10 protein-coding genes are annotated in these 14,675 nt (G+C 56.2%); 1 reads left to right on the top strand and 9 read right to left on the bottom strand.

Annotation, left to right across the window (positions count from 1 at the left end; all coding sequences use genetic code 11):
- Positions 1-22 precede the first annotated feature (22 nt).
- The 3 genes from HVX72_RS01505 to glpE all read right to left on the bottom strand — a co-directional run bounded on the left by HVX72_RS01505 (position 23) and on the right by glpE (position 2,028).
- Positions 23-781 carry a DeoR/GlpR family transcriptional regulator gene (locus HVX72_RS01505; protein ID WP_042286437.1) on the bottom strand — a complete coding sequence of 253 codons (759 nt, stop codon included), beginning with the start codon at positions 779-781 and terminating at the stop codon, positions 23-25.
- A 15-nt stretch (positions 782-796) separates the two neighbouring features.
- A complete protein-coding gene (glpG, locus tag HVX72_RS01500; protein WP_042286439.1) occupies positions 797-1,627 on the bottom strand; it encodes a rhomboid family intramembrane serine protease GlpG in 831 nt (276 codons plus the stop codon).
- 74 nt (positions 1,628-1,701) lie between these two features.
- The gene (glpE, locus tag HVX72_RS01495; RefSeq protein ID WP_042286441.1) at positions 1,702-2,028 is read right to left on the bottom strand and encodes a thiosulfate sulfurtransferase GlpE; all 327 of its coding nucleotides are present in this window, start codon (positions 2,026-2,028) and stop codon (positions 1,702-1,704) included.
- A gap of 207 nt (positions 2,029-2,235) precedes the next feature.
- On the opposite strand from glpE, the gene glpD reads away from it, so the two are divergent.
- Positions 2,236-3,744 (top strand): glycerol-3-phosphate dehydrogenase, encoded by a 1,509-nt coding sequence (gene glpD, locus HVX72_RS01490; protein WP_042286444.1) that lies wholly within the window; start codon positions 2,236-2,238, stop codon positions 3,742-3,744.
- 89 nt (positions 3,745-3,833) lie between these two features.
- Here glpD and glgP read toward each other — a convergent pair whose 3' ends face one another.
- From glgP to asd, 6 genes are all read right to left on the bottom strand, one after another.
- A complete protein-coding gene (glgP, locus tag HVX72_RS01485; protein WP_181822412.1) occupies positions 3,834-6,281 on the bottom strand; it encodes a glycogen phosphorylase in 2,448 nt (815 codons plus the stop codon).
- Between the two features lie 19 nt (positions 6,282-6,300).
- On the bottom strand, positions 6,301-7,734 hold the full coding sequence (glgA, locus tag HVX72_RS01480) for a glycogen synthase GlgA (RefSeq protein WP_042286452.1): 1,434 nt from the start codon (positions 7,732-7,734) through the stop codon (positions 6,301-6,303).
- A complete protein-coding gene (gene glgC / locus HVX72_RS01475; RefSeq protein WP_042286454.1) occupies positions 7,734-9,029 on the bottom strand; it encodes a glucose-1-phosphate adenylyltransferase in 1,296 nt (431 codons plus the stop codon). The genes glgA and glgC overlap by 1 nt, the downstream gene beginning before the upstream one ends.
- Before the next feature lie 13 nt (positions 9,030-9,042).
- Positions 9,043-11,019 carry a glycogen debranching protein GlgX gene (glgX, locus tag HVX72_RS01470; RefSeq protein ID WP_181822411.1) on the bottom strand — a complete coding sequence of 659 codons (1,977 nt, stop codon included), beginning with the start codon at positions 11,017-11,019 and terminating at the stop codon, positions 9,043-9,045.
- Positions 11,016-13,202 carry a 1,4-alpha-glucan branching enzyme gene (gene glgB, locus HVX72_RS01465; protein ID WP_042286460.1) on the bottom strand — a complete coding sequence of 729 codons (2,187 nt, stop codon included), beginning with the start codon at positions 13,200-13,202 and terminating at the stop codon, positions 11,016-11,018. Before glgB ends, glgX begins: the two co-directional genes overlap by 4 nt.
- Positions 13,203-13,529: 327 nt before the next feature.
- Complete coding sequence (gene asd, locus HVX72_RS01460) at positions 13,530-14,633, bottom strand: aspartate-semialdehyde dehydrogenase (RefSeq protein WP_042286462.1); 1,104 nt, start codon at positions 14,631-14,633, stop codon at positions 13,530-13,532.
- Between the last annotated feature and the right edge of the window lie 42 nt (positions 14,634-14,675).

The raw sequence follows: 14,675 nt of genomic DNA, 5'->3' as shown, positions 1-14,675 counted from the left end.
ACGCCAGGGACATGCAGTACGTTTAACACAGTTCCAGTTGAATATGGTTGTCCGAAATCACCTGCATAATGCCTGCGGGCGGCAGGGTGTCGGTATAAACGGCATCCACCATACTAATGCTGCCCATATTCACCATCGCGTTACGGCCAAACTTCGAATGATCCACCACCAGCATCACATGGCGGGAATTTTCAATGATCGCACGCTTAGTGCGCACTTCGTGATAGTCGAACTCCAGCAGCGAACCGTCGCTGTCGATGCCGCTGATCCCCAGAATGCCGAAATCAAGACGGAACTGCGAAATAAAATCGAGCGTCGCTTCACCAATAATTCCACCGTCGCGGCTGCGCAATTCGCCGCCCGCGAGGATAATGCGGAAATCGTCTTTCGCCATCAGCGTGTTCGCCACGTTCAGGTTGTTAGTCACAATACGCAAATTGCTGTGACCGAGTAGCGCGTGGGCCACGGCTTCCGGCGTGGTGCCGATGTCAATAAACAGAGTGGAACCGTTGGGGATTTGCGTGGCCACTTTGCGCGCAATGCGCTCTTTTTCCGCCGTCTGAGTGGCCTTTCGATCGTGCCACGGGGTATTCACCGAACTGGACGGCAGCGCGGCGCCGCCGTGATGACGCAGAATCATGTTTTGATCGGCCAGATCGTTGAGATCGCGGCGAATGGTTTGCGGGCTCACGGAGAAATGCTCCACCAGCTCTTCGGTACTGACGTATCCCTGTTTTTTTACCAGCTCAATGATCGCGTCATGTCGTTGTGTTTGTTTCATTGTTATTCCCTGGAATCATGTTCGTTTTCGCGCATTCAGCGTGTCAGCCAGCGCCATCGCCAGTCCGACCGCCAGCCCGGCAATGTGTGCGCCATTCGCCATCGACATGCCGAAGAAATCCAGCCAACCGGCAACAATCCAGATTAACGCGAAAATAATCAGTCCGCGTTGCAAAAAGATACCGCTTTGCGGATCGCGTTCGCCGCGCAGCCAGACGTAGCCCATCAGCGCGTAGACCACACCGGACAGGCCACCGAACCACGGACCGCTGAATTTCTGCTGTACGTAGCCGCTCAGTAGCGCGCTGATCACGGTAATGACTATCAGCTTCCCGCTGCCAAGTCGCTTCTCTACCGCGCCGCCAAGATACCACCACCACAGCAGGTTAAAGAGGATATGCATCAGTGAGAAATGCATAAAGGCATGCGTGAAGTAGCGCCAGACATCAAACTTCAGTGACGGATCGAACGGCCAGGCCAGCCATACCATTACCGTCTGATCGCCCACGATATTTTGCACGATAAATACCACAACGCAGAGCGCCATGATAAACCAGGTGACCGGTCCGGCGCGCTCGCGCAGGGTGGCGAGAAACGGGAAGCGACGGTAGTGCAGGCCGCTGCCGGTATGCCCCGACTGCCAGCTGGCCGCAAGATAGCGCGGATCGGCAGGATTCTCCAGAAAACGCGCCAGCTCTGCCTGTACCCGTTCAGCCTGGGAGTCATCCGCCAGCCAGACATCGCTTTGCTGATGTTGTTGAATGGTCAGGATAACGCCCTGCGTCGCCATATAGTCGACAAAAGCCTGGGCCACGCGGGGGTTAGCAAAAGAAGTAATCATCAACATTGTTGCTGTCGCTTATTCCACACAAAAGAGGACAGTATATAGGCCCTTCTTCCTTCAGGCTGCATTTTGTTGGCTTAACCGCCATACGCCACTTCGGCGGGAAAGTTGCGGTGCCAGGCGTCAAAGCCGCCGTCTACGCTGTAGACCGCATCATACCCTTGCTGTAACAAATATTGCGCCGCGCCTTTGCTGCTGTTGCCGTGATAGCACATCACCATGACCGCCGTGTCAAAATCATGCTCGCGCATAAACGCGCCCAGCGTGTCGTTCGTCAGATGAAACGCCTGCGGAGTATGTCCCATTGCGAAACTTTGCGGATCGCGGATATCCACCAGCACCGCCGCGCCCTGATGCAGCTTCTGGTGCGCTTCTTCTACGTTGATACATTCAAACTGATCCATACATTCTCTTCTTTATCGTACAGGTTATTGCAGGTGACGTTTTTCAGGCATGTTACCGTGTAGTGTACGTCCCGGCGGCAGTGAAACGCCATAATGTTATATGTATCACTGTAAATTGTTTATTCGATGTTACCAATAGCGCGTTTCTTTGCTATTATGTTCGATAACGAACATTTATGAGCTATAACGAAAGTGCAAGAGGGCAGCATGGAAACCAAAGATCTGATTGTGATAGGGGGAGGCATTAACGGTGCCGGTATCGCGGCAGATGCCGCTGGACGCGGTTTATCCGTGCTGATGCTGGAAGCGCAGGATCTCGCGTGCGCCACCTCTTCCGCCAGTTCAAAACTCATTCATGGTGGCCTGCGCTACCTGGAACACTACGAATTCCGCCTGGTTAGCGAAGCGCTGGCCGAGCGTGAAGTGCTGCTGAAAATGGCGCCGCATATTGCCTTTCCGATGCGTTTTCGTCTGCCGCATCGCCCCCATTTACGTCCGGCATGGATGATCCGCATCGGTCTGTTTATGTACGATCACCTCGGCAAACGCACCAGCCTGCCGGGTTCGACCGGTTTGCGTTTTGGCGCAGAATCCGTTCTTAAACCGGAAATCGTGCGCGGTTTCGAATATTCTGACTGCTGGGTGGACGATGCCCGACTGGTGCTGGCGAATGCGCAGATGGTGGTGCAAAAAGGCGGCGAGGTGTTAACCCGCACCCGGGCTACCTCGGCGCGTCGCGAAAACGGTCTGTGGATTGTCGAAGCAGAAGACATTGATTCCGGCAAAAAATACACCTGGCAGGCGCGTGGTCTGGTCAACGCTACCGGTCCGTGGGTAAAAGAGTTTTTCGACGAGGGCATGCATCTGCCTTCACCGTACGGTATTCGCTTGATCAAAGGCAGCCACATCGTGGTGCCGCGCGTTCATACCCAGAAACAGGCCTACATTCTGCAAAACGAAGACAAACGCATCGTGTTTGTGATCCCGTGGATGGATGAGTTCTCGATCATCGGCACCACCGACGTTGAGTACAAAGGCGATCCGAAAGCGGTGAAAATCGATGAAAGCGAAATCAATTACCTGCTGAAGGTGTATAACGCCCACTTTAAAAAACAGCTGGGCCGCGACGATATCGTCTGGACCTATTCCGGCGTACGTCCGCTGTGCGACGATGAATCCGATTCTCCGCAGGCCATCACCCGCGACTACACGCTGGATATTCATGATGAAAATGGTAAAGCGCCGCTGCTGTCGGTGTTCGGCGGTAAGCTGACCACCTACCGTAAACTCGCCGAACACGCAATGGAAAAACTGTCGTCGTACTATCAGGGTATCGGTCCGGCGTGGACCAAAGACTGCGTGCTGCCGGGCGGTGAGATTGGCGGCGACCGTGAAGATTATGCCGCTAAATTGCGCCGCCGCTATCCGTTCCTGAGCGAATCACTGGCGCGCCATTATTCCCGCACCTACGGCAGCAACACTAGGCTGATCCTCGGCGAAGCGACGTCGCTGGCGGATCTCGGCGAAGATTTCGGTCATGAATTCTACGAGGCGGAGCTGAAGTATCTGGTGGATCATGAATGGGTGCGCCGCGCGGACGATGCGCTTTGGCGCCGCACAAAAGAGGGAATGTGGCTCAACGCTGAGCAACAGTCACGCATAACCCAGTGGCTGGCGGCGTATACGGAAAAACAGGCGCTGTCGCTGGCATCGTAAAACCAGCATTGGCGGATGACGGCTGCGCCCTACCCGGCCTACAACGCGCGTTGTAGGCCGGGTAAGCGAAGCCCCCGGCGCTATGCCTGTTACAGCCGAACCGGATCGATATGCCAGATGGTATCGGCATACTCTTTGATGGTTCGGTCAGAAGAGAAATACCCCATATTCGCGATATTGAGCATCGCTTTTGCGGTCCACTCTTCTGGTCGACCATACAGCTCATCGACCTTGTCCTGACAATCCACGTAGCTGCGATAGTCAGCCAGTACCTGATAGTGGTCGCCAAAGTTAATCAGCGAATCCACCAGATCACGATAGCGTCCTGGCTCATCCGGACTGAACATCCCGCTGCCAATCTGCGTCAGCACCTGGTGCAGTTCTTCATCTTTCTCGTAGTACTCGCGCGGTTTGTAGCCCTGCCTGCGCAGTTCCTCCACCTCTTCCGCGGTATTACCAAAAATAAAGATATTCTCTTCACCGACGTGCTCCTGCATCTCGACGTTCGCGCCGTCCAGCGTACCGATGGTCAGTGCGCCGTTGAGGGCGAACTTCATGTTACTGGTGCCTGACGCCTCCGTCCCTGCCAGAGAAATCTGCTCAGAGAGATCCGCCGCCGGAATAATCAACTGCGCGAGGCTGACGCTATAGTTCGGGATAAACACCACCTTCAGCTTGTCGCCAATCTTCGGGTCGTTGTTGATCACCTTCGCCACGTCGTTGATCAGATGAATAATATGCTTCGCCATGTAGTACGCCGACGCGGCTTTACCGGCAAAAATATTCACCCGCGGCACCCACTGCGCATCCGGATCGGCCTTGATCCGGTTGTAACGGGTGATCACATGCAGCACGTTCATCAGTTGCCGCTTGTACTCGTGAATACGTTTGATCTGCACATCAAACAGCGATTTCGGGTTCACCACCACGTTCAGTTGCTGCGCGATATACACCGCCAGCCGCTTTTTATTTTCCAGCTTCGCATGACGCACCGCGTGATTCACCAGCGGAAAATCGCAGTGCTGCTCCAGTTCGCTGAGCTGGCTGAGATCGGTACGCCAGGTGCGGCCAATGTTTTCATCCAGCACCTCAGAAAGTGACGGATTCGCCAGCGCCAGCCAGCGACGCGGCGTCACGCCGTTGGTCACATTACAGAAGCGGGTCGGAAAGATAGTGGCGAAATCGGCGAACAGCGACTGCACCATCAGGTTGGAGTGCAGTTCAGACACGCCGTTCACCTTATGACTGACGACCACAGCCAGCCACGCCATACGCACGCGGCGACCGTTGGACTCATCAATAATCGAGGCGCGTCCCAGCAGACCGGTATCGTTCGGATACTGCTCCTGCAGGGTTTTCAGGAAGTAGTCGTTTATTTCAAAGATAATCTGCAAATGGCGCGGCAGGATTTTACCAAGCATATCCACCGGCCAGGTTTCCAGCGCTTCACTCATCAGCGTGTGGTTGGTGTAAGAGAAGACCTGACAGCAGACTTCAAACGCGTCGTCCCAGCTAAACTTATGCTCGTCGATCAACAGGCGCATCAGCTCCGGGATCGACAGCACCGGATGGGTGTCGTTGAGGTGGATGGCGATTTTATCCGCCAGGTTTTTGTAGGTTTTATGCAGTTGGTAATGACGGCTGAGAATATCCTGCACCGTGGCGGAAACAAGGAAATATTCCTGCCGCAAACGCAGTTCACGCCCGGAATAGGTAGAGTCATCCGGATACAGCACGCGCGAGACGTTTTCAGAGTGATTTTTATCTTCCACCGCCGCGAAGTAGTCGCCCTGGTTGAATTTACCCAGGTTAATTTCGCTGCTGGCCTGGGCGTTCCACAGACGCAGGGTGTTGGTGGCGTCGGTGTCATAGCCGGGGATGATCTGGTCGTAAGCGACCGCCAGGATCTCCTCGGTTTCAATCCAGCGCGTTTTCTTGCCTTCCTGCTGGATACGCCCGCCGAAACGCACCTTATAGCGTGTGTTGTGACGTTTAAATTCCCACGGGTTGCCGTATTCCAGCCAGTAGTCGGGGGACTCTTTCTGCCGTCCGTCGACGATGTTCTGCTTGAACATGCCGTAGTCATAACGAATACCGTAGCCGCGTCCCGGCAGCCCTAACGTCGCCAGCGAATCAAGGAAACAGGCCGCCAGACGCCCAAGACCGCCGTTACCCAGCCCCGGGTCGTTTTCTTCGTCGATCAGTTCTTCGAGATCGAGCCCCATCGCCTCCAGCGCGCCTTTCACATCGTCATAAATGCCCAGCGATAACAGCGCGTTGGACAGTGTGCGGCCAATCAGAAACTCCATCGACAGATAGTAAACCTGGCGAGTTTCCTGCGACAGCTGGGCCCGGTTAGAACGCAGCCAGCGCTCCACAAGACGATCGCGCACCGCAAACAGCGTGGCGTTCAACCATTCATGCTTATTGGCAATGACCGGATCTTTACCAATCGTGAACATCAGCTTATAAGCGATAGAGTGCTTAAGCGCTTCTACGCTCAGGGTCGGCGATGCATAGGTAAATGGAGCATTCATAATGGTGATTCCTGAATAACTATTTCAAGCGATAGTAAAGCTCGCGGTATGACTTCGCCGCGACTTGCCAGCTAAAATCCATCGCCATCGCTTGCCGTTGCACAAACCGCCAGAGCGAAGGTCGTGACCACAATACAAACGCACGCCGGATCGCCCGTAGCAGAGACCAGGCGTTGCTGTCCTCAAACACAAAGCCGCTGGCGATGCCGTCCGCCAGATTTTCCAGCGAACTGTCGGACACCGTGTCCGCCAGACCGCCGGTACGCCGCACCAGCGGCAGCGTGCCGTATTTCAAACCATAAAGCTGCGTTAAGCCGCACGGCTCAAAACGGCTCGGTACAAGGATAACGTCCGCGCCGCCCATGATGCGGTGCGAAAAAGCCTCATGGTAGCCGATCTGCACGCCCACCTGACCGGGATGTTCCGCCGCCGCGGCAAGAAACCCTTCCTGCAATACGGGGTCGCCCGCGCCAAGCAGCGCCAGTTGACCGCCCTGTTCCAGTAAACCCGGCAGCGCTTCCAGCACCAGGTCCAGCCCTTTCTGACTGGTCAGGCGGCTCACGACGGCAAACAGCGGTACTTTGTCGTTGACCTTCAGCCCCATCGCAATCTGTAACTGACGTTTGTTCTCGGCCTTTTCTTCCAGTGAATCCCGGGTGTAGCGCGAGGCCAGCAGCAGATCCGTCTCCGGGTTCCAGATTTTTTCATCCACCCCGTTCAGCACCCCGGACAGTCGGCCTTCACGGTGGCGCTGCTGCAACAGCCCCTCCATACCGTAGGCGAACTGCGGTTCAGTGATTTCCCGCGCATAGGTTGGGCTGACCGCCGTAATATGGTCGGCGTAGTACAGACCGGCCTTCAGGAAGGAGATCTGTCCGTTAAACTCCAGACCATGCATATTAAAGAACGACCATGGCAGTTCGATGTCATTCATATGCTGTGCATAAAACATGCCCTGATACGCCAGATTGTGTACGGTAAAGACCGACTTCGCCGGGCGCCCGCGCGCCGCCAGATACGCGGGCGTCAGGCCCGCGTGCCAGTCGTGCGCATGCACCACATCCGGGCGCCAGAACGGGTCAAGTCCGCAGGCCATCTCACAGCCCACCCACCCGAGCAGCGCGAAACGCAGCACGTTATCGGTATAGGCGTACAGGTTCGTATCGTGATACGGGCTCCCCGGACGATCGTAAAGATGCGGCGCATCGATCAGGTAAATCCCCACCCCGTTGTAATGGCCGAACAGCAGGCTGATCTTGCCTGCGAAGGTATCACGACGCGATACCACCTGCGCATCCGTAATGCCGCGCCGAATATCCGGGAACGCGGGTAACAGTACGCGGGCATCCACGCCGTCCGCAATTTGCGCCGCAGGTAACGCACCTAACACATCTGCCAGACCGCCTGTTTTGAGCAGGGGGAACATCTCCGAACATACATGTAAAACCTGCATTATCGCTCCTGTTTGACGTGCAGTTTGCGCAGCATTTCGCGCGTAACTAAAACAATGCCTTCTTCGGATCGGTAGAAGCGACGGGCATCTTCTTCCGCGTTTTCGCCAATAACCATCCCTTCCGGGATAACGCACGCGCGATCGATAATGCACCGACGCAGGCGACACGAGCGCCCTACCCAGACTTCCGGCAGTAACACCGCCGAATCAATATTACAGAATGAGTTCACCCGTACCCGCGGGAACAGGACAGACTGCACCACCACCGAACCCGAGATAATACAGCCGCCGGACACCAGCGAGTTCAGGGTCATGCCGTGGCTGCCGGAGCGGTCCTGAACGAACTTCGCCGGCGGCAGGGATTCCATATGAGTGCGAATCGGCCAGTTCTGATCGTACATATCCAGTTCTGGCGTCACCGAGGCTAAGTCAAGATTGGCTTTCCAGTACGCTTCAAGCGTTCCGACATCGCGCCAGTAAGGTTCCGATTCCGGGTCCGACTGCACACAGGACAACGGGAAAGGATGGGCATAGGCCATGCCAGCTTTCGTGATGGACGGGATAATGTCCTTACCGAAGTCATGGCTGGAGGCGTCGTTAGCGTCGTCCTGTTCCAGCAGCTCGTAAAGGTAATCAGCGTCGAAAATATAGATCCCCATGCTGGCAAGGGACTTCGTGGCATCCCCTGGCATGGCGGGCGGATTCGCCGGTTTTTCAACGAAATCGATAATCTTGTCGTTTTCGTCCACCGCCATCACGCCAAAGGCGCTGGCTTCTTCAATAGGTACCGGCATACAGGCCACGGTACAGCGCGCGCCCTTCTCGACATGGTCGATGAGCATACGCGAGTAGTCCTGCTTGTAGATGTGGTCTCCGGCGAGGATCACCACGTATTCCGCTTTGTAGCGACGAATAATATCAAGGTTCTGCGTCACGGCATCGGCAGTGCCGCGATACCAGTTTTCACCCTGCATTCTTTGCTGCGCGGGCAACAGGTCGACAAACTCGTTCATCTCTTCGCTAAAGAACGACCAACCGCGCTGAATATGCTGAACCAGAGTGTGAGACTGATATTGCGTGATCACGCCAATACGGCGGATCCCGGAGTTAATACAGTTGGATAAAGCAAAATCGATAATGCGGAACTTACCGCCAAAATGAACGGCCGGCTTTGCGCGCTTGTTCGTTAAATCTTTCAGACGGGTACCCCGCCCGCCAGCCAGAATCAGGGCAACGGATTTCAACGGCAACTGGCGCGCCAACATTAAACGGTCGTTCTTCTCTAAACTCACCATGACTAACTCCTTTTTATCCTCTCTGGAACACACACAATCCGTGCGCAGGTCCCGGCCAGACAGCCGTAATCACCGGATTATCCTCACCGGCAAATGGGGGAACAGCGCGCCACTCCCCGTCAGGTAATACAATTTCAGCCACTTCAGCGGTGGCATTGATCGTGATGAGAAAACGGCCCGACAGCAGGATTTGCATCTGTCTGGCGCCGTTCTGCCACTCGTTTGCGCTTAAAGGCTGCGCGAAGCGGTTAAGCCAGCGCACATTGCCATCGCCCTCTTCCCACCAGCGGTCGTCCACCAGCGCGGGGATTTGCTGGCGCAGATGTATCAACGCGGCGGTAAAGTCGATCAAACCGTCGCTTGCCTGCGACCAGTCCAGCCAGGTCAGCGCATTGTCCTGGCAATAGGCGTTATTGTTGCCGTGCTGGCTGTGACCCTGTTCATCGCCCGCCAGCAGCATCGGCGTTCCCTGTGACAGCAGCAGCGTCGTCAACAGCGCGTGAATGCTGTCGCGCCGACGCTCAACCACATCCAGCGTCCCGCCTAACCCTTCTTTACCATGATTATTACTCTGGTTGTTGTCGGTTCCGTCCCGATTTTCCTCTCCGTTCGCCTCATTGTGTTTCTGGTTGAAACAAACGCAGTCCCTGAGCGTGAAACCGTCATGGGCCGTCACCAGATTGACCGACGCGCTGGGCAGACGTCCGTCACGTTTAAACACGTCGCTGGAGGCGGCAACGCGTCCGGCGAATTCGCCGAGCGTCAGGTTTTGCCGTAGCCAAAAGCGGCGCGTGGCGTCGCGAAAATGGTCGTTCCACTCCGCAAACGGCGGCGGGAAGTTGCCCACCTGATACCCGCCTTCGCCAATGTCCCACGGTTCTGCTATCAGCTTCACGCGGGAAAGCACCGGACAATTTTTGATGGCCGTAAACAATGGCGCATCCTGACGAAACGCCGGCGTGCGACCCATGACCGACGCCAGATCAAAACGGAAACCGTCTACATGGCAGGTCTCTACCCAATAGCGCAGGCATTCGCAAGCATATGCCACCACGTTGGGCTGACTGAGATTCAACGTGTTGCCGCAGCCGGTCCAGTTGTGGTAATCACCATCGTCCCTTATCCAATAATAGCTACGGTTGTCGATTCCGCGCAGGGAGAAGAGAGGTCCGTCCAGATCCAGCTCGGCGCTGTGGTTCAGCACGATGTCGAGAATGACTTCAATACCGGCGTTGTGCAGCGCTTTGACCGCATCGCGAAACTCGTCGAGCGCCGTTTCGGGCGAACAGGCATAGGCCGGATGCAGCGCAAACAGCGCTACCGGGTTGTACCCCCAGTAATTCGAAAGCCCCAACCGTTGCAGGCGCGGTTCGCTGGCGAAATGCGCCACCGGCAGCAGTTCCAGCGCGGTGATCCCGAGACGCTTAAAATGCGCGATCATCACCGGATGGCCGAGCGCCCGATAAGTACCGCGGATCGCCGCCGGGATCTGTGGATGCAGATACGTTAAGCCTTTGACATGGGCTTCGTAGATCACGCTCTTGCCCCACGGCGTGCGGGGTGGCGTATCGCCCTCCCAGTCATAGTTATCGGCGGTTACCACGCACTTCGCTGCGATGGTGGCGTTATCGCGATGATCCGGTGCGTCATAACCCGCATGGAACAGCGGGTTGTCTTTAAAATCTCCCTCAACGCGCCGCGCGCAGGGGTCAATCAGCAACTTTGCCGGATTAAAGCGGTGCCCCTGAGCAGGCGCCCATGGGCCATGCACGCGATAACCATAGCGCAGACCGGGGCGCGCGTCGGGCAAATAGCCGTGCCAGATATCGCCAGTACGCGCAGGCAGATCGTAGCGCTGCTCGTTACCCTGCGGGTCAAACACGCACAGCTCGACGCGCTCGGCATGGGCGGAGAACAGCGTGAAGTTCACGCCGTGCCCGTCATACGTCGCGCCGTGAGGCGTCGCATTGCCCGTCTCCAGTTGGCTCATTCCCCCTCCCGAACCAGCCAGATGGTCGCCAGCGGCGGCAGGGTGAGGCTCAACGACTGCGGACGTCCGTGGCTGCCGATGTTGTCGGTTTGCACGACACCGCCGTTACCCGCGTTGCTGCCGTGGTAATGCATCGAGTCGGTGTTGAGGATTTCACGCCATTTGCCCGGCTGATTTACGCCAAAGCGATAATCGTGGCGCGGCACCGGGGTGAAGTTACTGGCAACAATAATTTCGTTGCCGACCTTATCGCGGCGCACAAAAATCAGCACCGAGCGCGCGTTGTCATCCACCACCAGCCATTCAAAACCATAGCTGTCAAAATCGAGTTCGTGCAGCGCTTTATGGTGTCGGTAAGTGTGGTTGAGGTCGCGTACCAGCCGCTGGACGCCATGATGCCAGTTGTCGCCCCCTTCCAGCAGATGCCAGTCGAGACTGGCGTCGTGGTTCCATTCGCGGCCCTGGGCGAATTCGTTGCCCATAAACAGCAGTTTTTTGCCAGGGAAGGCCCACATCCAGCCGTAGTAGGCGCGCAGGTTGGCGAACTTCTGCCATGCATCGCCCGGCATACGGTCGAGAATCGATTTCTTGCCGTGAACCACTTCGTCATGCGACAGCGGCAACACAAAGTTTTCGGTGTAGTTGTAGAGCATGCCAAACGTCAGTTTATCGTGGTGATACTGACGATAGACCGGATCCAGTTTCATGTAGTCGAGGGTGTCGTGCATCCAGCCAAGATTCCATTTGTACCAGAATCCCAACCCGCCCATGTCCTGCGGACGGGACACACCGGCGAAGTCGGTGGATTCTTCCGCCATGCTCACCGCGCCCGGCACTTGTTCGCCAAGGATCCGGTTGGTATTGCGTAAAAATTCGATCGCTTCCAGGTTCTCCCGTCCGCCGAACTCGTTCGGGATCCACTCTCCCTCTTTCCGGCTGTAGTCGCGGTAGATCATCGACGCCACCGCATCCACGCGCAGGGCGTCAATGCCGAAGCGTTCAATCCAGTACAGGGCGTTGCCGACCAGATAGTTGCTGACTTCACGGCGTCCGTAGTTGTAGATCAGCGTGTTCCAGTCCTGGTGATAGCCTTCCCGCGGGTCGCTGTGTTCGTACAGCTTCGTGCCGTCAAATTCCGCCAGGCCAAAGTCGTCGGAGGGGAAATGACCCGGCACCCAGTCGAGAATAACGTTCAGCCCGGCGTTATGCGCGGCGTTGATGAAATAACGGAAATCATCGCGGGTACCGAAGCGACGGGTCGGCGCATACAAACCGGTGGGCTGATAGCCCCAACTGCCGTCGAACGGATGCTCGTTAACGGGCAACAGCTCAATATGGGTAAAGCCCATCCACTTCACGTACGGGACAAGCTGGTCCGCCAGCTCACGGTAGCTCAGCCAGAAATTGTTGTCGGTATGACGACGCCACGACCCAAGGTGCACTTCATAAATGGAAATAGGCGCATCGAATTGATTGGCTTTTTTGCGCTCTTCGGTTTGCTCAACCTTTTCCGGCAGCCCGCAAATCAGCGAGGCGGTATCCGGGCGCATCTGCGCTTCAAACGCGTAAGGATCGGCTTTCACGCGCAGATTGCCGTTGGCGTCGATCATTTCGTATTTATACAGCTGACCGTTCTGCGCGCCGGGAATAAACAGCTCCCAAATGCCGCTCTCTTTGCGCAGGCGCATCGGATGACGACGTCCATCCCAGTAGTTAAATTGCCCCACAACCGAGACGCGTCGGGCGTTCGGCGCCCACACCGAGAAGCGGGTTCCGGTCACGCCATCCATCGTATCCGCATGGGCGCCGAGGGTTTCATACGGACGAAGATGGGTGCCTTCCGACAGCAGCCAGGCATCCATCTCCTGAATCAATGGACCAAAACGGTAGGGATCGTCAATCAGGTTCTGCTGGCCGTGCCAGACAACCGCAAGCTGATAGCGAAAAGGATTTTTACGACGCGGTAATACGCCGCTGAAGAAACCGCGCGAGTCAAGGCATTCGAGTTTGCCGACTTTACGTCCGGTTTTCGGTTCAATGACCCACACTTCGGTGGCGTCAGGTAACAGAGCGCGGACTTCAAGTCCGGCGGGGGTCTGGTGCATTCCGAGTACGGAAAAAGGATCCGCAAAATGGCCTGCAATTAGCGCGTTAATCACGTCTCTATCGATACGAACGGACATGGTTGTCATCCTGTTTTACAGCCTCCCTTTCCCGCTGCTTGTGGCATCGGGCGGAGACGCTTTTTTTAACTTTAACAGCGCAGCACAATTGTGCATCCTCTCTGCGCCGTCCTGGCTTCAGGCAAAACCGTAATACCGTGGAGGTATCAGGGCACCTTTAAAGAATAGCCAACGCTTTAATTAACTCCTGTGAAAAAATGAAACATCTGCGATTACTCCTGTATAACGCATAAAAAAGGGTGACTCAGCACCCTGGATAACACTTTGACAAATTTTTGCGGATTACCCGCAGGCCCGATACGCAAAGCGCGATCGGGCAATACACGGTTACGCCAGTTGGCGCAGCATCCGACGCAGCGGTTCCGCCGCGCCCCACAGCAACTGGTCGCCCACGGTAAAGGCTGACAGGAACTCCGGTCCCATATTCAGCTTACGCAGACGGCCCACTGGCGTGGTCAGCGTACCGGTAACGGCCGCCGGGGTCAGTTCGCGCAGGGTAATATCCCGATCGTTTGGCACGACTTTGGCCCACGGATTGTGCGCCGCCAGCAGTGCTTCCACGGTCGGAATAGACACATCTTTTTTCAATTTAATGGTGAAAGCCTGGCTATGGCAGCGCAGCGCGCCCACGCGCACACAAAGGCCATCCACCGGGATCACGGAAGCGGTATTGAGAATTTTGTTGGTTTCCGCCTGGCCCTTCCACTCTTCGCGGCTCTGGCCGTTATCGAGCTGTTTGTCGATCCACGGGATCAGGCTGCCTGCCAGCGGTACGCCAAAGTTATCCACCGGCAGATCGCCGCTGCGGGTAAGATGGGTGACTTTACGTTCGATATCGAGAATCGCTGAAGAAGGGGTCGCCAGTTCATCCGCCACGTGGTTATGCAGTTGGCCCATCTGGTTGAGCAACTCACGCATATGCCGCGCGCCGCCGCCGGAAGCCGCCTGGTAAGTGGCAACAGACACCCAGTCCACCAGGTCGTTAGCAAACAGGCCGCCCAGCGACATCAGCATCAGGCTAACGGTACAGTTACCGCCGACAAACGTTTTGATGCCTTTATTCAGGCCATCGTTGATGACATCCTGGTTAACCGGGTCGAGAATGATGATGGCGTCATCTTTCATACGCAGCGAGGAGGCGGCGTCAATCCAGTAGCCCTGCCACCCGCTTTCACGCAGCTTTGGATAAATTTCGTTGGTATAATCGCCGCCCTGGCAGGTCACAATAATGTCGAGCGCCTTCAGCGCCTCGAGATCGAATGCGTCCTGAAGTGTGCCGGTGGTGCCGCCAAACGTCGGCGCAGCCAGCCCCAGCTGAGAAGTCGAAAAGAAAACAGGGCGAATGGCGTCGAAGTCGCGCTCTTCAACCATGCGTTGCATGAGAACAGAGCCGACCATACCGCGCCAGCCGATAAAACCAACATTTTTCATAGCGTTTTTTCCTGCAGAGATGTGTGCTGTGTATGCTAACCA

Source organism: Citrobacter sp. RHB21-C05 (genome assembly GCF_013889015.1).
GTDB lineage: Bacteria > Pseudomonadota > Gammaproteobacteria > Enterobacterales > Enterobacteriaceae > Citrobacter_A > Citrobacter_A sedlakii.
This window is presented reverse-complemented; position numbering and strand designations above follow the sequence as displayed.

Excerpts from the sequence above, each read along its gene's own strand:
- HVX72_RS01505 (WP_042286437.1), bottom strand. The coding sequence starts at position 781 with ATGAAACAAACACAACGACATGACGCGATCATTGAGCTGGTAAAAAAA.
- glpG (WP_042286439.1), bottom strand. The coding sequence starts at position 1,627 with ATGTTGATGATTACTTCTTTTGCTAACCCCCGCGTGGCCCAGGCTTTT.
- glpE (WP_042286441.1), bottom strand. The coding sequence starts at position 2,028 with ATGGATCAGTTTGAATGTATCAACGTAGAAGAAGCGCACCAGAAGCTG.
- glpD (WP_042286444.1), top strand. The coding sequence starts at position 2,236 with ATGGAAACCAAAGATCTGATTGTGATAGGGGGAGGCATTAACGGTGCC.
- glgP (WP_181822412.1), bottom strand. The coding sequence starts at position 6,281 with ATGAATGCTCCATTTACCTATGCATCGCCGACCCTGAGCGTAGAAGCG.
- glgA (WP_042286452.1), bottom strand. The coding sequence starts at position 7,734 with ATGCAGGTTTTACATGTATGTTCGGAGATGTTCCCCCTGCTCAAAACA.
- glgC (WP_042286454.1), bottom strand. The coding sequence starts at position 9,029 with ATGGTGAGTTTAGAGAAGAACGACCGTTTAATGTTGGCGCGCCAGTTG.
- glgX (WP_181822411.1), bottom strand. The coding sequence starts at position 11,019 with ATGAGCCAACTGGAGACGGGCAATGCGACGCCTCACGGCGCGACGTAT.
- glgB (WP_042286460.1), bottom strand. The coding sequence starts at position 13,202 with ATGTCCGTTCGTATCGATAGAGACGTGATTAACGCGCTAATTGCAGGC.
- asd (WP_042286462.1), bottom strand. The coding sequence starts at position 14,633 with ATGAAAAATGTTGGTTTTATCGGCTGGCGCGGTATGGTCGGCTCTGTT.